18 protein-coding genes are annotated in these 19,480 nt (G+C 70.5%); 6 read left to right on the plus strand and 12 right to left on the minus strand.

Translation table 11 applies throughout. From position 1 onward, the window contains the following. Positions 1-248: 248 nt before the first annotated feature. From rplS to proS, 6 genes are all read right to left on the minus strand, one after another. Positions 249-599 carry a 50S ribosomal protein L19 gene (gene rplS / locus ACYVL2_RS00005; protein WP_460538876.1) on the minus strand — a complete coding sequence of 117 codons (351 nt, stop codon included), beginning with the start codon at positions 597-599 and terminating at the stop codon, positions 249-251. A gap of 88 nt (positions 600-687) precedes the next feature. Continuing rightward, positions 688-1,458 (minus strand): tRNA (guanine(37)-N(1))-methyltransferase, encoded by a 771-nt coding sequence (gene trmD, locus ACYVL2_RS00010; RefSeq protein ID WP_460538878.1) that lies wholly within the window; start codon positions 1,456-1,458, stop codon positions 688-690. After that, the gene (gene rimM / locus ACYVL2_RS00015; RefSeq protein WP_460538880.1) at positions 1,458-1,961 is read right to left on the minus strand and encodes a ribosome maturation factor RimM; all 504 of its coding nucleotides are present in this window, start codon (positions 1,959-1,961) and stop codon (positions 1,458-1,460) included. The genes trmD and rimM overlap by 1 nt, the downstream gene beginning before the upstream one ends. Positions 1,962-2,023: 62 nt before the next feature. Then, a complete protein-coding gene (locus ACYVL2_RS00020) occupies positions 2,024-2,254 on the minus strand; it encodes an RNA-binding protein (protein ID WP_460538882.1) in 231 nt (76 codons plus the stop codon). Between the two features lie 2 nt (positions 2,255-2,256). Further along, entirely contained in the window at positions 2,257-2,763 is a 507-nt protein-coding gene (gene rpsP / locus ACYVL2_RS00025) for a 30S ribosomal protein S16 (RefSeq protein WP_460538884.1), read from the minus strand. Between the two features lie 162 nt (positions 2,764-2,925). Further along, a complete protein-coding gene (gene proS, locus ACYVL2_RS00030) occupies positions 2,926-4,332 on the minus strand; it encodes a proline--tRNA ligase (RefSeq protein WP_460538886.1) in 1,407 nt (468 codons plus the stop codon). A 186-nt stretch (positions 4,333-4,518) separates the two neighbouring features. Between proS and ACYVL2_RS00035 the strand changes: the two genes are divergently transcribed. The 3 genes from ACYVL2_RS00035 (at position 4,519) to ACYVL2_RS00045 (ending at position 8,860) form a co-directional block, all read left to right on the plus strand. Beyond that, the gene (locus ACYVL2_RS00035) at positions 4,519-6,885 is read left to right on the plus strand and encodes an HAD family hydrolase (protein ID WP_460538888.1); all 2,367 of its coding nucleotides are present in this window, start codon (positions 4,519-4,521) and stop codon (positions 6,883-6,885) included. Positions 6,886-7,008: 123 nt separating this feature from the next. Then, on the plus strand, positions 7,009-7,968 hold the full coding sequence (locus ACYVL2_RS00040; protein WP_460538890.1) for a DrrA family ABC transporter ATP-binding protein: 960 nt from the start codon (positions 7,009-7,011) through the stop codon (positions 7,966-7,968). Positions 7,969-8,002: 34 nt separating this feature from the next. Then, positions 8,003-8,860, plus strand: coding sequence for an ABC transporter permease (locus ACYVL2_RS00045; RefSeq protein WP_460538892.1), 858 nt, complete (start codon positions 8,003-8,005; stop codon positions 8,858-8,860). Positions 8,861-8,918: 58 nt separating this feature from the next. Here the strand turns inward: ACYVL2_RS00045 and ACYVL2_RS00050 are convergent, their stop codons facing one another. After that, positions 8,919-11,918 (minus strand): ATP-binding protein, encoded by a 3,000-nt coding sequence (locus ACYVL2_RS00050; RefSeq protein ID WP_460538894.1) that lies wholly within the window; start codon positions 11,916-11,918, stop codon positions 8,919-8,921. Between the two features lie 243 nt (positions 11,919-12,161). Between ACYVL2_RS00050 and ACYVL2_RS00055 the strand changes: the two genes are divergently transcribed. Further along, positions 12,162-12,644, plus strand: coding sequence for a hypothetical protein (locus ACYVL2_RS00055; protein WP_460538896.1), 483 nt, complete (start codon positions 12,162-12,164; stop codon positions 12,642-12,644). Between the two features lie 85 nt (positions 12,645-12,729). Here the strand turns inward: ACYVL2_RS00055 and dapC are convergent, their stop codons facing one another. Next, positions 12,730-13,878 carry a succinyldiaminopimelate transaminase gene (gene dapC, locus ACYVL2_RS00060; protein WP_460538898.1) on the minus strand — a complete coding sequence of 383 codons (1,149 nt, stop codon included), beginning with the start codon at positions 13,876-13,878 and terminating at the stop codon, positions 12,730-12,732. Between the two features lie 3 nt (positions 13,879-13,881). Then, a complete protein-coding gene (fdxA, locus tag ACYVL2_RS00065; protein ID WP_460538900.1) occupies positions 13,882-14,202 on the minus strand; it encodes a 4Fe-4S dicluster domain-containing protein in 321 nt (106 codons plus the stop codon). A 97-nt stretch (positions 14,203-14,299) separates the two neighbouring features. On the opposite strand from fdxA, the gene ACYVL2_RS00070 reads away from it, so the two are divergent. Then, positions 14,300-15,226, plus strand: a complete 927-nt coding sequence (locus ACYVL2_RS00070; RefSeq protein WP_460538902.1) for a GNAT family N-acetyltransferase — start codon at positions 14,300-14,302, stop codon at positions 15,224-15,226. On the opposite strand, the gene ACYVL2_RS00075 is transcribed toward ACYVL2_RS00070, so the two are convergent. Together ACYVL2_RS00075 and ACYVL2_RS00080 are read right to left on the minus strand one after the other, a co-directional pair. Continuing rightward, entirely contained in the window at positions 15,223-15,729 is a 507-nt protein-coding gene (locus tag ACYVL2_RS00075) for a hypothetical protein (protein WP_460538904.1), read from the minus strand. The two genes, ACYVL2_RS00070 and ACYVL2_RS00075, sit on opposite strands and share 4 nt — an antisense overlap. Continuing rightward, the gene (locus ACYVL2_RS00080; protein WP_460538906.1) at positions 15,726-16,145 is read right to left on the minus strand and encodes a hypothetical protein; all 420 of its coding nucleotides are present in this window, start codon (positions 16,143-16,145) and stop codon (positions 15,726-15,728) included. Before ACYVL2_RS00080 ends, ACYVL2_RS00075 begins: the two co-directional genes overlap by 4 nt. A 130-nt stretch (positions 16,146-16,275) precedes the next feature. Between ACYVL2_RS00080 and ACYVL2_RS00085 the strand changes: the two genes are divergently transcribed. Next, complete coding sequence (locus ACYVL2_RS00085) at positions 16,276-17,985, plus strand: SulP family inorganic anion transporter (RefSeq protein ID WP_460538908.1); 1,710 nt, start codon at positions 16,276-16,278, stop codon at positions 17,983-17,985. Here the strand turns inward: ACYVL2_RS00085 and ACYVL2_RS00090 are convergent. Next, a complete protein-coding gene (locus ACYVL2_RS00090; protein ID WP_460538910.1) occupies positions 17,932-19,470 on the minus strand; it encodes a heparinase II/III family protein in 1,539 nt (512 codons plus the stop codon). The genes ACYVL2_RS00085 and ACYVL2_RS00090 overlap by 54 nt on opposite strands. Between the last annotated feature and the right edge of the window lie 10 nt (positions 19,471-19,480).

Genomic DNA, 19,480 nt, shown 5'->3' on the forward strand with positions numbered 1-19,480 from the left:
CGGGGCGCTGCGGGGATGCGGCCGGGAGGCGGGGCGCCGCGGCGGACGGGGCGTCGCGGGGGCGGCGGCGGGCCGCCGCTGCCGGCGCTCGGGCCGGGGAGTCGGCCCCAGTCGATGCGGCGGGGCACTCGCTTCCGCGGGGCGCCGTCATCGGGGGAACCAGGACTCATGCGGTCGAGCCTAACGGAATTCGGCGGAAATGCGGAAGCCCCGGACCGCGCAGGGCCCGGGGCGGAGGACTCGAAGTCCTACGAGTCGCGCCGCTCCTTGATCTTGGTGGCGGCCTTGCCCTTGCGGTCGCGCAGGTAGTAGAGCTTCGCGCGACGGACCTTGCCTCGCTGGGCGACCTCGATCTTGTCGACCATCGGGCCGTGGACCGGGAAGGTGCGCTCGACGCCGATGCCGAAGCTCAGCTTGCGGACGGTGAAGGTCTCACCGATGCCCGAGCCGTGGCGGCGGATGACGACGCCCTGGAATACCTGGACACGGGACCTCGCACCCTCCTGCACCCGCACGTGCACTCGGACGGTGTCGCCGGGACGGAAATCCGGCACGTCGGCCCTCATGGAAGCAGCGTTCAGCTCATCCAGAACGTTCATTGAACTCAACCCTCGTTGAAGAAAAGATGCTTAAGGTCCTCACCGGGAGAGGTACCGCTTGAACGCACGGCACATCACGGCAACTTCACTACTCTGCCACATCCTCGGAGGGCAGAGCGAACCCGGCCCCTTCGAGTAGGCGCCGGTCACGTTCGTCGAGGCTGTTCCGGGCCGGTCCGGCCAGCAAATCGGGCCGCACCCTCGCGGTGCGCAGGAGCGCCTGGTCGCGCCGCCAGCGCTCCACTTTCCCGTGGTCGCCCGACAGCAGCACCGGCGGGACGTCGTGGCCGCGCCAGGAGGCGGGCCTGGTGTAGGCGGGCGATTCGAGCAGGCCGTCGTTGTGCGACTCGTCCTCCAGCGAGGCGGCGTTCCCGAGGACGCCGGGCAGGAGGCGGGCGACGGCCTCGACGATCGCCAGGACGGCGACCTCGCCGCCGAAGAGCACGTAGTCGCCGATCGAGACCTCGGTGACCCTCATCCGGTCGGAGGCGTGGTCGACCACGCGCTGGTCGATGCCCTCGTAGCGGCCGCAGGCGAACATGAGCCACGGCTCGGCGGCCAGCTCGCGGGCCATGGCCTGCGTGAACGGCCGCCCGGCCGGGCTGGTGACCAGCAGGTGCGGCCGGTCATCGCCGGGGACGAGCTCGTCGAGGCACTCGCCCCACGGCTGCGGCTTCATGACCATCCCGGCGCCGCCGCCGGCGGGCGGACCGTCGACCGAGTGGTGCACGTCGTGCGTCCAGCGGCGCAGGTCGTGGACGCCCAGGTCGATCAGGCCGCGCTCGCGGGCCCGGCCGATCAGCGAGAGATCCAGGGGTGAGAAGTATTCGGGGAAGACGGTGACGATGTCGAGGCGCATCACAGCTCCAGCAGGCCCGGCGGCGGGTCGATGACGACGGTCTCGGCCCCCAGGTCGATGTCGTCGATCATCTCGGCGACGAACGGGACGAGCGCCGGGTGGCGCCCGCGCCGCTTGACGACGAGGATCTCGTAGGCGGGCCCGTGGTCGACTCGGGCGACCGTGCCGACCTCCTCGCCCTCGGCGGTGACGACCCGCAGCCCGACCAGCTCGGAGTCGTGGAACTCGTCGGAGTCCTCCGGCAGCTCGTCGGGGCCGAGTTCGACCTTCAACTCCACTCCGCGCAGCGCGTCGGCGGCGTCGCGGCCGGACACGCCGGCGAAGGTGAGCATCGGGCGGCCCTGGTGCCAGCGCACCGTCTCGGCGCGCAGCGGCCCGGAGTCGGTGTCGTACTCGGTGCCGGGCTGGAAGCGGCGCTCGGGCTCGTCGGTGCGGAGCTCGACGACGACCTCGCCCTTGACCCCGTGGGGGCGGGCGACGCGGCCGACCACGACCTGTGTCACAGCGGGAACCTCATTCAAAAAAGAACAGCCCCGAGGCGAACCTCGGGGCCGTGCGGTGAGACTCAGTAGGAGTCGACGACCTCGACACGGATGCCGCGGCCCCCGACCGAGCCGATGACCTGACGCAGGGCGTTGACGGTCCGGCCACCCCGGCCGATGACCGTCCCGAGGTCGTCGGGATTGACCCGGACCTCGAGTCGCTTGCCGCGACGGGAGTCGACCAGACGGACCCGGACATCGTCGGGATTGTCGACGATGCCTTTGACGAGGTGTTCAAGCGCTGGCCGCAACACGGTTACTCCCCTTTGTCTTCAGCGGACCCGGCCTGCTGGGCCGGGGCCTCTTCGGTCTTGTCCGCTTCCGTCTTAGCCGACTCGGCCGGCTTCTCGGCGCTCTTCTTGGACTTGGAGGCGGTCTTCTTGGCCGGAGTCTCCTCCGGCACGTAGGCCTTGCTCGGGTCGACGCCGGACTCCTTGAGCGCGGCGAGGTACAGCGAGTCCTTCTCGGGCTTGTCCTCGGCCACCTTCAGCGGGGACGGCTCGGGCAGGCCCTTGAACCGCTGCCAGTCGCCGGTCTTGCACAGCAGCTGCTTGACCGGCTCGGACGGCTGCGCGCCGACTGAGAGCCAGTGCTGGATCCGGTCGGATTTGACCTCGATCCGGGACGGGTTCTCCTTCGGGTGGTAGATCCCGACATTCTCGATAACCTTGCCGTCGCGCTTGACGCGCGAGTCGGCCACGACGATGCGGTACTGGGGAGTACGAATCTTCCCCATCCGCGTGAGGCGAATCTTTACTGCCACGTTCCTGTAACTCCTGTTTTAAGGATCACGTAAGCACAACCGCATCCCAGAGTGGAGATGCTGGATCGCGGCGGTGCTAGGACCTGGCTTTGCGTCACGGTTGTTGAGAGGGCACCCGTCCCAAAGCTCATTACAGCCACGAAGTGTAGCGCACCAGGTCCTTTAGTACGACCGCGACAGGTAGGCGATGAGACCGTCCTCATCCAACGTGTCGGGGACGGAGCCGTCGGCGCGCTGCAGGCAGCGGACCGTCACGCCGGACTTCGCGGCCTCGGCCTCGCCCTCGACCCCGCATGCCTCCCACGGCATCCGGGCCAGGCCGGTCTGCGCGGCCTCGACGGCCTCGGCGACCGTGGAGACCTCCGCGGTCAGCGATTCGCGGCGGCCCAGGGCCTCGTCGTAGAGGGTCTGCTGGTCGGCGTCGAGCGCGGTCGCCACGGCCTCGGCGAGCATCCCGAGCGGGATGGTCTCCTTGGTGCCCTCGATGCGGCTGACCAGGGTGGCCTCGCCGTTCTTGAGGTCACGGGGGCCGATCTCGATGCGCACCGGGTAGCCCTTGAGCTCGGCGTCGACCGCGCGGCGCCCGAAGGCGACGTCGCCGCGCGTGTCGAGTCTCACTCGAACGCCGTCGCCGCGCAGTTCGTCGTAGACCTTCTTGGCGGCGGCCGCGACCTCGTCGGAGTCCTTGACGACCATGACGTGGGCCTGGACGGGCGCCAGGCGCGGCGGGACGCGCAGCCCGGCGTCGTCGCCGTGGCCCATGATGAGGCCCCCGACCATCCGCGTCGAAGTGCCCCACGAAGTGGTCCAGGCGTGGTGCTGCTGCCCGTCGGCGCCCAGGTACTGCATGTCGAAGGCCTTGGAGAACTTCTGGCCCAGCTCGTGGGAGGTGCCCATCTGCAGGGCCTTGCCGTCGCGCATGATCGCCTCGACGCAGAAGGTGTTCAGCGCGCCGGCGAAGCGCTCGGCCTCGGTCTTGATGCCGCGCAGCACCGGCAGCGCCAGCACGTTCTCCATGAAGTCCGCGTAGACGTCGTGGAGGATCCGCAGCGTGAACTCGTGGGCCTCCTCGTAGGTGGCATGGGCCGTGTGGCCCTCCTGCCACAGGAACTCCGAGGAGCGCAGGAACAGGCGCGTGCGCAGCTCGTAGCGCATGACGTTGCACCACTGGTTCAGCAGCAGCGGCAGGTCGCGGTACGACTTGACCCACTTCGCCATGTACTCGCCGATGACCGTCTCGGAGGTCGGTCGGACCGCGAGCTTCTCCTCGAGCTCCTTGCCGCCGCCGTGGGTGACCATCCACAGCTCGGGCGCGAAGCCCTCGACGTGGTCGGCCTCCTTGCGAAAGTAGGACTCGGGGATGAGCAGCGGGAACGAGGCGTTCTCGGTGCCGGTCTCCTTGATGCGCTGGTCCATCTCCTCGACCATGCGCTCCCACAGCGCGTACCCGGACGGTCGGATCACCTGCTGGCCCTTCGCCGGGCCGTTCTCGGCCAGCTGGGCCTTGGCGACGACGTCCTGGTACCAGCGAGGGAAGTCCTCGCTCTGCGGTGTGAGTACTTTGGCCATGTTCAGGAATTCTACGGGTCGCACCCGGCGGGGCGTCGCCAGGAGCGGACCGGTGCGGCCGGGTCGCCGGGGCCGCGCGTCGGCAATCCGGCCGACCCCCGGCCCTGCGGCGGAAGGAGCGCGAGTACGTGAGAACCGGTAGTACGGAGGAACTCAGGCGATGTCGCGATCGCATAAGCTGACGGCGTGACCACTCCCATGCTCGCCGGTGATCGCGGCCTGACGGCCGCCGAAGTGGCCGAGCGCATCGACGCCGGGGCCGTCAACCAGACCAAACGGCATACGAGCCGACCCCTCTCGGCGATTCTGCGCGCGAACTTCCTCACCCCGATCAACGCCCTCATCGGCATCCTCGCCGTCATCGCGGTGACCTTCAGCGACTGGAAGCAGGCCCTGTTCGCCGGCGTCATCCTCGCCAACATCGCGATCGGCACGATCCAGGAGCTGCGCGCCAAACGAACCCTCGACAAGCTCTCACTGGTCAACCAGGCGAAGGCGAAGGTCATCCGCGACGGGACGGCCGTCGAGATCGACCCGGGCGACATCGTGCGCGACGACCTGGTGGCGATCGAGCCGGGCGACCGGATCGTCGTCGACGGGCCGGTGGTCGAGTCCCGCAACCTCGAGATCGACGAGTCGCTGCTGACCGGCGAGGCCGACCCCGTGTCCAAGGCCCCCGGCGAGCTGGTCCAGTCCGGCTCGTTCGCGGTCGCCGGCACCGGCGTGTTCCGCGCCGAGCGGATCGGCGCGGACTCCTACGCGGCCCGACTCGTCGAGGAGGCGAGCCGGTTCAAACGGACCAACTCCGAACTCCAGTCGGCGATCAACCGCTTCATCAAGCTCATCTCGTGGCTGATCGTGCCGGTCGCGATCCTGCTCATCGCCAGCCAGGTCGCCGACCAGGAGAACTGGCGGGAGACGATCGTCTCCACCGTCGCCGGGATCGTGCCGATGATCCCCGAGGGGCTGGTCCTGCTCACCTCGGTCGCCTTCGCGGTCGGCATCGTCCGCCTGGGCCGCCGCCAGTGCCTGGTGCAGGAGCTGCCCGCGATCGAGGGACTGGCGCGCGTCGACGTGCTGTGCCTCGACAAGACCGGCACGCTCACCGAAGGCGGCATGGACGTCGAGGAGATCCGCCCGCTCAGCGACGACGCCGGAATCGCGATCGCCGCGCTGGTCGCCGCCGACGACAGCCCGAACCCGACCATGCAGGCGATCGCCCGGCACATCGCGAGCGAGGGCACCGGCGACCCGGGGTGGCGGGTCATGGAGACGATGCCGTTCTCCTCGGCGCGCAAGTGGAGCGGCGTGCGGTTCACCGACCACGGCACCTGGCTGCTCGGCGCGCCCGACGTCCTCATGGACGGCGACGACCCCGTCTCGCTCGACGCCGACATGCTCGCGGCCCAGGGCCTGCGGGTGCTGGTCCTGGCGCGCGCCCAGTCCGCCACCACCGCCGGCGGCGCCGTCGGCGTCGAGGCGAAGGCGCTGGTGGTGCTGCGGCAGCGGCTGCGCCCGACGGCGCGGGCGACGCTGGAGTACTTCCGGGACCAAGGCGTGACGATCAAGATCATCTCGGGCGACTCGCCGGCCGCCGTCGGGGCGGTCGCCGCGCGCCTCGGCGTCGAGAGCGCCGGCGACGCCGTCGACGCCCGCAGGCTCCCCGACACACCGGAGGAGCTGGCCGAGACGCTCGAGAACAACACGATCTTCGGGCGGGTCCAGCCGCACCAGAAACGCGACTTCGTGAAAGCCCTTCAGGCGCGCGGACACACCGTGGCGATGACCGGCGACGGGGTCAACGACGTGCTCGCGCTCAAGGACTCCGACCTGGGCATCGCGATGGGCTCGGGCTCGCCCGCGGCCCGCTCGGTCGCGCAGGTCGTGCTCCTCGACGACGAGTTCGCGACACTCCCGCACGTCGTGGCGGAGGGCCGCCGCGTGCTGGGCAACATCGAGCGGGTCTCGAACCTGTTCTTGACCAAGACGGTCTACGCCATCACCCTGGCGCTGCTGGTCGGCATCGGCGCGGTCGTGTCGTCGCTGCAGGGCGGCGAGCAGCTGCCGTACCCGTTCGTGCCGATCCACCAGTCGCTGATCAACGTGTTCACCATCGGCCTGCCCGCGTTCGTCCTGGCTCTGGCGCCGACGTTCGACCGCGCCAGACCGGGCTTCGTGTCGAGGGTGCTGCGGTTCGCGGTGCCCGCGGGCCTGGCCTGCGCGGTGCCGACCTTCATCGTCTACCTCATGTCACTGCGACACGGGGGCGCGCACATCGACGCGCAGACCACGGCGGGGATCACGCTGTTCTCGATCGCGCTGGCGGCGCTGGCGATCGTGGCCAAGCCCTACACGTGGTGGAAGTTCGGCCTGGTGGCCGCCTGCGGCGGCGCGTTCGCGCTGGTGTTGGCGGTGCCGCCGTTCGCCGACTTCTACGAGCTGCGCCTGCCGGGGGTGTGGAACACGACCGCGGCGGCCATAGCGATCGGCTCGGGCATCGCGGCCCTGTTCCTCTGGCTCGTGATCCGCCCCAAGCACCACCGCACCGCCTGAACCGTATAGCCGATCTCGTGATGTAGAACACTGCTACATCCGATGTAGCGGGGTGAGCCCGGGGATTTGTCGGGGGTGTAGCGCCTACTGGGTGAGAGCAAGAAACGCACCCAGGAGGCCATCATGGCGAACCGCGAGATCGCGATCCGAGCCGAGGGGCTCGTCAAGCACTTCAAGGAGATCAAGGCGGTCGACGGCGTCGATCTGGCGGTGCCGGCGGGCACCGTCTACGGCGTCCTCGGGCCGAACGGCGCCGGCAAGACCACCACCGTCCGGATGCTCGCCACTCTGCTGCGGCCCGACGCCGGCACCGCGACCGTGTTCGGCCACGACATCACCGCGGACCCGGCGACCGTGCGCACCCAGGTGAGCCTCACCGGCCAGTACGCCTCGCTCGACGAGGACCTCACCGGCGCCGAGAACCTCGTGCTGCTGTCACGCCTCTACGGCTACACCAAGCCCGCCGCCCGCTCGCGGGCCGAGGAGCTGCTCGACGCCTTCGGTCTCACCTTCGCCGCGGGCAAGCAGGTCAAGTCGTTCTCCGGCGGCATGCGCCGGCGGCTCGACATCGCCGCCTCGATCATCATCACCCCGAAGCTGCTCTTCCTCGACGAGCCGACCACAGGGCTCGATCCGCGCAGCCGCAACCAGGTCTGGGACGTCATCCGGACCATCGTCGGCGAGGGCACCACCGTGCTGCTCACCACGCAGTACCTCGAGGAGGCCGACCAGCTCGCCGGCCGCATCGCGGTCATCGACACCGGCAAGGTCATCGCCGAGGGCACGCCGGCCGAACTCAAGTCCTCGGTGGGGGCCGGGTCGATCAAGCTGCGGCTGCACCACACCGACCAGCGCGAGCACGCGCAGAAGATCCTGGCCGACGCGCTCGGCGCCGAGGTCGAGCTCGATGACGACCCGGTGGCGCTCACCGCCCTGCTCAAGCCCGGCGAGGACACCGCCGCCCAGGGTTCCCACGCCCTCGGCGAACTCTCGCGCTCGGGCATCCTCGTCGACGACTTCTCGCTGGGCCGGCCCAGCCTCGACGAGGTCTTCCTCGCCCTCACCGAGCGCGTCGACGCCTGAGCATCCTCGCGAGACTTAAGGAAAGGAAACCACCATGGCTTACACGGAGACCAAGCCGACAACGGACGCCGATGTTCCGGCGCCGGTAGAGAAGGAGCGCCTGCGCCATCTGCTCGCCACCGGCGAACGCCCGGCGGCGCCGGCCCCGTGGGCGGCGGCCCGGGCCTTCGGCTGGCGGGCGATGCTCAAGATCAAGCACGTGCCGGAGCAGTTGTTCGACATCGTGCTGTTTCCGATCATGATGCTCCTGATGTTCACCTACCTGTTCGGCGGCGCGATCGCCGGCGGCACCGGTGACTACCTGCAGTTCCTATTGCCGGGCATCATGGTGATGAGCATCGTGATGACGACGATGTACACCGGCATGAGCGTCAACATCGACATCAACAAGGGCGTGTCGGACCGCTTCCGGACGCTGCCGATCTGGCGGGCCGCGCCGATGGTCGGCTACCTGCTGGCGGACGTGTTCCGTTACGCCGCGGCCGGGGCGATCATGTTCGGCACCGGCATGGTCATGGGCTACCGGCCCGAAGGCGGCGCCGACGGCGTGCTGCTGGGCGTGGCGCTGCTGCTGGTGTTCTGCTTCTCCTTCTCGTGGCTGTGGACCTGGCTGGGCCTGATCACCCGCTCGGAGAAGACGGTCATGTCGATCTCGATGTCGATCCTGTTCCCGCTGACGTTCCTGTCCAATGTGATGGTCGATCCGTCCACCATGCCCGGATGGCTCCAGCCGGTCGTGAGGAACACGCCGATCAGCCAACTCGTGGACGGTGTCCGCGGACTGTTCGACGGCAATGTCGACACCGGTTCGGTCGCCACGACGCTGATCTGGTCGGCCGGATTCGTCGCGGTGTTCGGCTTCCTGACCGTCCGGGCCTACAACCGCCGATAGACCTGATTCAAAACACCCGGTGGAACCGGGCGGGGCCCGCCCGCCCGGTTTCGTCCCCTCAGAACCGCCAGCGCGGTGTGTGCGCGCCGGGCCGGTAGACGCAGCTCGATCCGGTCGCGACCGATTCGCGGAGGTGCTCGGCCAGCGCCGGGTGCGCCGCCTCGATCTTCTTGAGGGTGTTCCGGATTCGGTTGGTGACGCTCTTGCGGGCGCGTTCGGCGTTGTCGCCGAGGCGCCGTGAGCGCCCGCCCAGTCCGGTGGCGGCCCTGAGTTGGTCGATGAGGGCCTGCCGTTCGGCGTCGAGCGCGGCGGCCCGGTCGTCGTCGCCGAGCGCGGCCGCGGTGTCGATCTGTTCGTCGAGCGTTTCGAGGTGGTCGCGGTAGCGGGCGCGTGCTTCGGCGTCGAGGACGTCGTCGCCGCCGAGCCGGGCGTCGGTCTCGATCGCGCCGCCGCCGTCGGGGTCGAGCAGTTCGACGGCGGGCACGTGGGTTCCGGGCCGGTCGAGTAGGAGGCGCAGGTCGGCCAGGCCTTTGGTGTGCGGCAGGTGGACGGTCAGGCCGTCGTAGCGCAGGGTCCAGGTGGAGCCGTCCCGGTGGAAGACGGCGCTGTCGGCGTCGCCGATGGGCGGGGCCACGCTGGCGGCGAGGTCGACCGTGGCCTTGCGGGCCAGTTCCGCCCATAGCCGGGCGTCGAGGCGTTCGCACTGTTCGATGGCCGCGGCGAGGTGTTCGGCGGCGCGTTCGCGTTCGCCGAGCGCGGCGTCCATGATGCCGAGCCAGTAGCTGATGGGGCCGTTGACGCTGCAGCCCCACATGGCGATGAGCCATTCGCCTTCGTGGGGCCGGAGCTGTTCGCGGACGCGCGCGGCGAGTTCGGCGTCGCGTTCGGCGGCGGCCAGTTCGGCTTCGAACCTGAGCCGCAGTGACGACCAGGAGCTGAAGTCGTCGGTTTCGGCTCCGAGGCGGTCGTGTACGCGGCGGGCTTCGGCGTTGTCGCCGCGCCGCAGTGCGGTCAGTCCGGTGAGGAGATCGGTCGGCCAGTTCCCGAACACGGAGCGCCATGCTTCGGGCATGGGATCGGGCGCTTCGCCGCGGGCGTACCGCAGTTCCCACCGCAGGTGTCGTATGAGGTCGTTGTACATCGGATCGTCGCCGGCCGACGCGCCGGCGGTCTCGATCCGTGCGGCGGCGTCCTCGAAGCGGCCCCGCAGCAGGTCGATGATGGACCGGTCGACTTGGACGGCGTGCTGCCACCGTTCGGCGTCGGTGCTCGAGGCGAGGGCGCAGAAGGTCTCGAGCTGGCCGCGGTAGGCGGGGTCGCCTTGTTCGAGCATCGCGACCCAGCACAGGGAGGCGGCGAACAGTCGCGAGTCGAGGTCGCCGGTGCGCTGGGAGATCTGTTCGAGTTCTTCGACCAGGCGGCGGCGACGGGCGGCGGTGCCCGGGCCCCACAGGATCGAGTGGGTGGCCCACAGGCCGAAGGCGACGTCCTCGTCGGTGCCGCGCTCGCGGGCGGCGGTCATGTATTCGGTGAGCAGTCGCCGGGTCAGCTCCGAGTGGCCGAGTCCGGGTTCGGGGGCCCGGCCGACGAGCGATTCGAACGCGCGGGTCTTCATGCGCACGAGGTCGCCGATGCGTTCGTCCTGCGGGGAGGCCATGATCGCTCGGATGAGCAGGAGGGGATCGCCCGAGTCGGAGGCTTCGAGCAGTGCCCGGTCGTAGACGGTCCGGGCCTCCTGGTCGCGGCGGAGGTGTTTGAGGACGCCGGCGAGTTCGAGGCGAAGGAGGGTGCGGCGGCGGCCCATCTCGGGGGTGCAGCGTTCGACGGCGCGGCGGAAGTGGATTTCGGCGGTGGCGCCGGTGACGCAGCTGTTGGCCTCGGCTCCGGCGCGGGCGAGGAAGTGGACGGCGGTCTCGGGGTCGAGGGTGTCGCCCGCCAGCCAGGCGTGGTGGGCCATCTCGGGGGCGTGCATGAGTTTCTGGAGCGATTCGTCGGCGGCCAGCGCGCGGACGATGCAGCCGTGGTGGACGGCGACTTCGTCGTCGCTCATGCTGCGGTAGAGGGTCTCACGGACGAGGTCGTGGACGAAGACGTAGCGGTCGTGTTCGCGCCTGACGAGTTTGGTCTGGCAGGCGACGTCGAGGGCGGTCTCGATGTCGTGGACGTCCATGCCGGCGGCTTGGGCCATGACCGCGGCGTGGAATTCCCTGCCGCCGACCGAGGCGAGGGTGAGCATCCGCGTGAGGCGTTCGTCGAGCTGCTCGAGTCGCCGCTGGAGGGCGTCGCGCATGCCGGCGGTGCTGGAGTCGACCGGTTGGCCCGCGGCCCACAGCCGCGCGGTCTGCTCGACGAAGAACGGGTTGCCGCCGGTGCGTCGGGTGATCTCCGAGACGACGTCGGGTTCGGGGGCGGTGCCGACGGTGCCGCGGACGAGTTCGGCGACGCCGGCCTCGTCGAGTCCGTCGAGGGTGACCATGAGGGCTTTGGCGACCAGCGGGAGCATGGTGCCGCGCAGCCGGTGGCCGGGGTCGATCTCGGTGTCGCGGTAGGTGCCGACGAACATGATCCGCTCGAACCAGGTGTGCTGGGAGACGAATTTGAGCAGTTCGACGCTGCCGCAGTCGGCGAAGTGGAGGTCGTCGAGGACGACCAGGAGCGGCTTGCGGTGCGAGGCGGCGATGAGCAGCTGCGTGACGGCGTCGAACAGTTCGAATTCGCTGGGGAGGGAAGTCTCGGTCCGGCCGAGCAGCGCTCCGACGGCGGGGGCGTCGACCGGGAGCCGCTCCCAGGTCTCGTCGTCGAGTTGGCCGCGCAGGGAGCGCACGACCTGTGTCCACAGCCAGTACTCGGGTACGGCCTCGGATTCCCAGGAGGTGGCGAACAGGACCCGGAGGTCGCCGCGGCAGGTAGTGGCGATGTCGGTGACCAGGGCGGTCTTGCCGATGCCCGCTTCGCCGGTGACCAGGGCGAGTCCGCCGTGGCTGGCGGCGGTCCGCTCCACCGCGGCGCGCAGTTGCGAGGCCGGGTGCTCCCGGCCGATGAGCGGCGAGTCTGTCACCCGACCAGTGTGGCCCGAACCTCTGACAGACGCCAGTCAGTTGCGGCACCGCTCGTAACGATAGGAACGCTCGGTCCTTTCCCGAGTGTTTTTCGGCGAAGTCCCACACGGCACCGCAACCCTGCATATAGTCCTGTCGGTGTAGGGGTCTCGTCACTCTTCGTAGTCGGAGCGTCTCTCGGGCGCTGCACACACCCGGCCGCGGAGGTGCCGAGCCACATCGCACACACGGGGGAAATCCGAATGGCAGAGTCCACACCGAACAAAGCAAGGAAGATCTGGCGGGGCGTCCTGGCGGGAGCGGCCGCCGTCCCACTGGCGGTCTTCGCCGCCACGCCCGCGGTCGGAGTCGCCGCTCCGGTCGAGGCCGAACCGGTGCAGTCCGAGCAGGTGCCGAGCCTGCCCGATCCGATCGAGATCGACTTGGAAGCATTGGTCGATCTCCAGCTGTGCCTGGCAGACCTCCAGGTCGCGGTCGAGGCCCTCGTCGGGGCGTCGCCCGACCCGGGCGCCCTCCCGGGCGAGACCGAGCAGCTCCCGGAGCTACCGGGAGTCGAGCCGCCGGAGGTGCCCGACGTCGGGGCGCTGACCGAGACCTGCCAGACCGTGCTGGAGATAGTCCTGTCCCTGTCCGGTGAGGTTCCTCCGGAGCCGGTCGAGCCGATCGAGCCGATCGAGCCGGTCGAACCCGTCGAACCGGTCGAGCCGGCGGATCCCGGGGCCTAGCGGGGGAAAGGCTCGGGCCGTGCCCGAGCCGCTGCCGACCGAGAGGGGCCCGCGGCCGGCGGCCGCGGGCCCCTCTCGGTCCGTTTCAGCGCAGTCGCTCGGCGGCGTCGGCGACGGCCCGGTCGGTCGCGGTCAGCGCCACCCGCACGTGCTCGCCGCCCCCTGGTCCGTAGAACTCCCCCGGAGCCGCGACGATGCCCCGCTCGGCCAGCCACTCCACGGTCGTCCAGCAGTCATCGCCCCGCGTGGCCCACAGGTACAGGCCCGCGACCGAATCGTCGATGCGGAACCCGGCGTCCTCGAGCGCGGGCCGCAGGATCTCCCGCCTGGACTCATATCGCAGACGCTGCTCGATGGCGTGCTCCTCGTCCTGGAGGGCCGCGATCGTGGCCTGCTGGACCGCCCAGGGCACCATGAAACCGGCGTGCCGGCGGATCTCCAGCAGATCGGCGACGATCGCCGGATCGCCGGCGAGGAACGCCGACCGGTAGCCGGCCAGATTGGACCGCTTCGACAACGAGTGCGCGGCCAGCAGGCCGGTGAGGTCGCCGTCGTTGACGCGCGGGTCGAGGACCGACACTGGAGGCCGCTCGGCGTCCCAGCCGAGGGTGAGATAGCACTCGTCGCTGACGAGCACGATCCCGTTCTCGCGCGCCCAGCGGACCAGCCCGCGCAGGTACTCGACCGTCGCCACCGCCCCGGTCGGATTGGCGGGGTAATTGATCCACGCCAGGCGCAGACGCCCGGTGCTCACTCCCCCGCCGGCCAGCTCGGCCGGGCGGGCGGCGTCGCGCGGATCGGCCACCGGGACCGGGTCGGCCCCAGCGAGCACGGCGCCGATCTCGTACGTCGGGTAGGCGACTTCCGGGAAGGCCACGGCCTCGCCGGCGCTGACGCCGATCTGGGCCGGCAGGTTCGCCACCAGCTCCTTGCTGCCGACGGTCGGCAGGACGGCCACGTCGTCGCCGACGCCGGTGTGCCGGTGCAGCCAGGACCGCATGGCCTCCCGCAGCTCCGGCGGGCCGGCCACGGTCGGATATCCCGGCCGAGCGGCCGCCTCGCACAACGCGCTCCGGATCGACGGCGCCACCTCGTCGACCGGGGTGCCGACCGACAGATCGATCAGGCCCCCGGCATGGGCGGCCGCGCGGTCCTTGTACGGGCCCAGGCGGTCCCACGGGAACTGCGGCAGCCGCCGCGCCGGGGAGGCGCTGCGGAGACGGCGGTAGGCCACCGGCTACTCTCCCCGCGGCGGCTGCCCGGCCACGAACGGGTCGTCGCGGTCGATCTTGCCGACCTTGGAGGCGCCGCCGGGGCTGCCGAGCTCGTCGAAGAAGTCGTAGTTGGCCTTGGTGTAGCCGTCCCACTCCTCGGGCACGTCGTCTTCGTAGAAGATCGCCTCGACCGGGCAGACCGGCTCGCACGCCCCGCAGTCGACGCATTCGTCGGGGTGGATGTAGAGCATCCGGTTGCCTTCGTAGATGCAGTCGACCGGGCATTCCTCGATGCAGGCCTTGTCGAGCAGATCCACACACGGCTCAGCGATGATGTAAGTCACGAGTCGTCCTTCCTACGGCGCGCAATCGGGCGGACTGCGCTGCGATGAGGTTAAAGCCTATTCGTTGTAGTAGACCCGAAGGTAAGGGGTGCTCCAGATGCTGGGACCTGATCACGTGGGCCGGCGGGTCGTCGTCCGTATGCGTCTGGCGGACCCCGCTCCCGGTCGGCGCTTCCGCGACGTCGTCGGTGAGCTTATCGAGGCGGAGGCCGGCCGTCTGTGGGTCAGGGCGTCCTCGGGGACGGTGGTCACCGTGGAAGCGGCCGACGTGGTGGCCGCCCGCCCGATCCCACCCAAGCCTACGCCGTACTCCGAGATCCTCGAGCTCGAGCGGCGACTGGCCGCGAGCTGGCCCGCGGTCGAGACCGCCGAGCTCGGCTCGTGGCTGCTGCGGTACTCCGATGGCTTCACCCGGCGGGCGAACTCGGTGCTCGCGCCGACCGAACCGGGCATGGACCTCGACGAGGCGATCGAACGGGTCGAACGCTGGTACGCCGAGCGGGACGCCCGGCCGCTCATCACGGTGGCGAAGCCGGTCGGCAAGCGGCTCGACGCCGAGCTGGCCTCGCGCGGCTGGACCGCCGAAGGCGAGACCGCGGTCCTCACCAAGCCGATCGAGCCGGTTCGCTCCTCTGGCGAGGCCGCGATCGTCCACGAGCCGTCCGACGACCTGCTGGAGCGACTCGGGCGCGGGAAGCCGAAGGCGGCGGCGACGGTGCTCGGCTCGGGACCGAGCCGGGCGTTCGCCGAGATCCGCCGCGACGGGACGCTCGCCGCGCACGGCCGGGCCGCGATCGAAGGCGACACGGCCGTGATCTCGGGGATCGGCACGCTCCCGGAGCACCGCCGCCGAGGACTCGGCGGCCGGGTCATGGAATCGCTGACGGCGTGGGCCGCCGACGAGGGGGCGACGCGGGTGGCGCTCCAAGTGGAGACCGACAACGAGGCCGCGCTGGCCATGTACGCCCGGCAGGGCTTCGGCGAGCGCTACCGGTACCACTACCGCGGCCCGGGACCCGACTAAGCCCGGGCGGGGTTGGCCTTCTTCTCGAACGCGAGCTCGGTGGCCTTGAGCTCGCGCCCGTAGTGGTCGACGCCGAGGGCCATCACGATGAGGTAGCCGACCCAGGCCGACAGCGACAGCAGCGCGAAGTAGATGACCGTCTGAGAGAAGATCCCGTCGACGCTCGGGAACGCGACACGCGCGATGAACGGGTTCACCAGGACCGCGAACAAGGTCGTGGCCACGAAGATCGACAGCAGCTCCGGCGTGATCTCCTGCCTGCGGCGGCGCACGCCCCACCAGATCCCGGCGACCACCGCCACGGCCGCCATCGCACCGAAGGTGTAGACGCCGATCAGGTCGCCGACGACCGTGGACTCGTCGAAGGACTTCGAGAAGATCCGCCCGGCCAGGTTCGCGGCGACCAAGGCGACGGCGAAGCCGTAGATCGAGGGCCAGTGCGAAATGAGCAGGGGCTTGAGGAAGGCGCCCAAGGCGGCGATGAAGCGCTTGAGGAGGTTCACGGTCCGGTCTCCTTCGGTGTTCGTTCAGGGGTGAGTGCCTTCGCCCGTACCGGACGAAAATACTGCCACAGCGATACGGCGATGCCGGCGGTCCCGGCAAGAAGCAGCGCATAGCCGTTCAAGGTCGCGGTGATGACCAGCGACCCACCGTCGGTGGGCATCGAGGCGGTCATCACCACCGCGAACCAGGCGAACGCGGTCAGCAGCACGGCCCAGCGCCGGCCGACCCACCACGCGGCGAGCGCCGCCAGCGCCCAGTTGCCGGCGAAGGCGAGCGCTCCGGCCAGGGGGACGGCGGTGGCGCCGATGTAGAACGGCACGAGGAACGACTCGACGACGGCGGCCAGCAGGGCCGCCGCCACGACGACGACCGCGCCGCCGACGCGGATCGCCGTTTCTGCTCCTCGGTCACGCACGGGTGCGATCCTACGGCAGCGTCCGATTGGCGTGGAATTCCGTACGGTCCGGTGAAAACCGGCCTTCGGCGCGGCAGAACGCCGCCGTGCCCGTACGACTTGGGACAATACGCCCATGACGGCGGTGCGGATGACTTCAAGGCTTGAAACGGGACGCTTGAGACAGCTGCTTCCAGGCCGCTCGGACTTCGTCCCCATGCGCCGCCACTGGCACACCGACCTGCTCGCCGGGGCGACGGTCGCGATCGTGGCCCTGCCGCTGGCGCTCGGATTCGGCATGGCCTCGGGGCTCGGCGCGACCGCCGGACTGATCTCGGCCATCGTCGCCGGCGGGGTGGCGGCGATGCTCGGCGGCTCGAACCTCCAGGTCACCGGCCCGACCGGACCAATGGCGGTGGTGCTGGTGCCCCTGGTGGCGGCCCACAGCCCGACCGGGGTCCTCCTGGTCGGGTTCCTCGCCGGGATCGGGCTGGTGGTCTTGGCGGTGACCGGAGCGGGGCGGTACGTGCGCTACGTGCCGGTGCCGGTGGTCGAGGGCTTCAGCGCCGGGGTCGCCGTCGTGATCTTCCTGCAGCAGGTGCCCCCGGCGCTCGGATTCGAGGTCTCCGGCGCGCGAGTGCTGGTGGGGGCCTGGGACGCGGCCGCGGCGTTCGCCGCGGCGCCGAACTGGGTGGCCGCCTCGGTGTCGGTCGGAGTCGCGGCGGCGATCCTGCTCGTGGCGAGGCTGAAGCCGGTGGTGCCGACGTCGCTGATCGCGATCGTGGCCGCCACCGTCGTCACCTGGTACCTGCACGTCGAGGTGCTGGTGATCGGCGCACTGCCGTCGGTCCTGCCGGCGCCGAGTCTGGAATTCCTCGACCCGGGCGAGGTGCCGGGGCTGATGGCGGCCGCGGTGGCCGTCTGCGCGCTGTGCTCGCTCGAGTCCCTGCTGTCGGCGACCGTGGCCGACAACATGACCGTCGACCAGCGCCACCATCCGGACCGGGAACTGCTCGGCCAGGGTGTCGCGAACCTGGTGACTCCGATGTTCGGCGGCATGCCGGCATCCGGTGCGCTGGCGCGCACGGCGGTGAACGTGCGGGCCGGGGCCGCGAGCCGCCTGGCCGCGCTCTCGCACGCGGCGATGCTGGCGCTGATGATGCTCGCCCTGGCCCCGGCGGTCGCTCACGTGCCGCTCGCGGCGCTGGCCGGGGTGCTGATGGCGACCGCGATCCGCATGATCGAGGTCAGCTCGATGCTGGCGCTGGCCCGCTCGACCCGCGCCGACGCGGCGGTCATGGGCCTCACGTTGGCCGCGACGGTGCTGTTCAACCTGGTGTGGGCGGTCGCGATCGGCATCGCGATGGCCGGCTTCCTGGCGCTGCGGCGCATCTCGCGGGCCACGAGCATCGAGCTCGAGCCGATCGAGCAGCACGACCACCACGACGAGGAGGCGGCGCTGCTGCACGAGCACATCGTGGCCTACCGCCTCGAGGGTCCGCTGTTCTTCGCGGCGGCCCACCGGTTCCTGCTGCAGCTGCTGGAGGTCGCGGACGTGCGGGTGGTGGTCCTCCGCATGAGCCGTGTATCCACTCTCGACGCTTCGGGCGCGCTGGTGCTGGCCGACGCGATCAAGCGGCTGGAGCACCGGGGCATCGCCGTGTACCTCTCGGGGCTGAGGTCGGTCCACGCCCGGCCGTTGGCGGCCCTGGGCGTCCTGGAGCCGCTGTGGCAGCAGGGGCGGCTGTTCGAGCACACCAGCGAGGCGATCGCGGCCGCGCGGCGCGAGCTCAAGGCCGACGGAGTGCTAGAGCAGCTCGAACCTGAGCCGGTCGACGAAGGCGAAGCGGAGCGCCCATAGCCGCTCGGGCCGTCCTTCGTGGTCGGTGGTGTCGACGTGCTCGATGCGCGCGGTCGCCTCGTCGAGGCCGCGCAGGCGCAGCGTGCCGCGCTCGCCGGTCCAGGTGGCCGTCTCGCCGCTCAGTTCGGGCCGGATGCGGCTGACGAGGCTCTCGACCAGGTCGGGCCCGGCGTCGAAGAGGGCGATGCCCTTCTCGTCCCAGGTGAACTTCCGCAGGAGCGCTCCGTCGCCGTAGGCGTCGATGTAGGCGTCGACGCCCTCGGCGGTCTTGACCAGCTCGGCGCGCGAGTCCTCCCCGAGCTGCTGTGAGGCGCTCTCGACGGTCGGCACGGAGTGCCACTGCGAGGAGGGGTGGGTCTGTTCGTACCGCTCGGGCCCGAAGTAGGCGGCGGTGTACTCCCCGGCGCCCGGGTCGCACAGCAGCTGCTCGCCGTCGGCGGCGATGATGAACGAGCCGAGGTCGAGGTGGTTGTGGGGCTCGTCGTTGTAGCCGCCCTTGACCGCCAGCGCCCACATGCGCCCGCCCGTGCGGCGCCGCTCGACGTACCAGCCGACGTCGGGCAGCAGGGTCCGGGCCGGTGCGACCTCGCCGGCCAGTTCCCGGCCCCATTCCAGGGACCTGGTCAGGTGCCCCCAGCGGGCGCAGTAGTCCTCGGCGAACGCGGGCGTGTGGTCGACCGCGGGCAGGTCGACGCCGAGCCGGTCGGCGAGGCGGGCCAGCAGGCCGGTGGGGAGCACGGCCGCGGAGCGGGCGTCGCCGAAGGTCGCGAACGAGCCGGTGGCGAGTTGGGCGGCGGCCGGGAAGGAGGCGATGGCCTCGCATCCGGCGAGCAGGTCTTCGCCGGTGGCCTCGCGCCAGGCTTCGGCGAAGTAGGTGAAGTATCCGAAGCCGTAGACCCAGTAGTCGACGCCTTCGACGCAGCCGCCGTCGGGTCCGAAGGAGAACAGGTAGCTCTGGAGGGCGGGGATGATCCGGCTCCGGACCGCGTCGGTGTCGACGCCGAGGGCCAGCGCGGCCATGCCGGCGGCTCCGGCGCAGACGGCCGTCCAGTTGGTGATCCGCTCTTCCCACCAGTACGGTTCCTCGGCGTCGAACAGCGGGTCGATGACGCGCGAGCGGATCTCCGCTCTGACGCGGTCGGCCGATTGGAGCCCTTCGCGGAGTCGGAGGATCTCGGCGAGGGTGTGGGCGGTCTCGCAGGCGAACAGGTCGACGCAGGTGCGCGGGTCGCCGGTGTCCCAGTGGGCCGGCAGCGCCCAGGAGCGCTCGTCGCAGACGGCGTCCAGCAGCTCGTCGAGCGGCCCGGCCTCGCCCGCGATCGCCAGCGCGGCGAGGTGGCGGCGCCGCGCGAAGTACTGGTGCTCGTACGGCAACCGGCGCCCGGTTGCGGCGAAGTCGTCGGCGAGATCGGGATCGAAGCCGGGTATCGGTTGCGCCGCAAGCTCTCGCAGTTCGCTGAGGAGTGTCGTTCGGGGATCCGCCATAGTGCTTACC

The organism is Glycomyces halotolerans, assembly GCF_054779575.1.

Excerpts from the sequence above, each read along its gene's own strand:
- rplS (WP_460538876.1), bottom strand. The coding sequence starts at position 599 with ATGAACGTTCTGGATGAGCTGAACGCTGCTTCCATGAGGGCCGACGTG.
- trmD (WP_460538878.1), bottom strand. The coding sequence starts at position 1,458 with ATGCGCCTCGACATCGTCACCGTCTTCCCCGAATACTTCTCACCCCTG.
- proS (WP_460538886.1), bottom strand. The coding sequence starts at position 4,332 with ATGGCCAAAGTACTCACACCGCAGAGCGAGGACTTCCCTCGCTGGTAC.
- ACYVL2_RS00040 (WP_460538890.1), top strand. The coding sequence starts at position 7,009 with ATGGCGAACCGCGAGATCGCGATCCGAGCCGAGGGGCTCGTCAAGCAC.
- ACYVL2_RS00045 (WP_460538892.1), top strand. The coding sequence starts at position 8,003 with ATGGCTTACACGGAGACCAAGCCGACAACGGACGCCGATGTTCCGGCG.
- ACYVL2_RS00055 (WP_460538896.1), top strand. The coding sequence starts at position 12,162 with ATGGCAGAGTCCACACCGAACAAAGCAAGGAAGATCTGGCGGGGCGTC.
- ACYVL2_RS00070 (WP_460538902.1), top strand. The coding sequence starts at position 14,300 with ATGCTGGGACCTGATCACGTGGGCCGGCGGGTCGTCGTCCGTATGCGT.
- ACYVL2_RS00085 (WP_460538908.1), top strand. The coding sequence starts at position 16,276 with ATGACTTCAAGGCTTGAAACGGGACGCTTGAGACAGCTGCTTCCAGGC.
- ACYVL2_RS00090 (WP_460538910.1), bottom strand. The coding sequence starts at position 19,470 with ATGGCGGATCCCCGAACGACACTCCTCAGCGAACTGCGAGAGCTTGCG.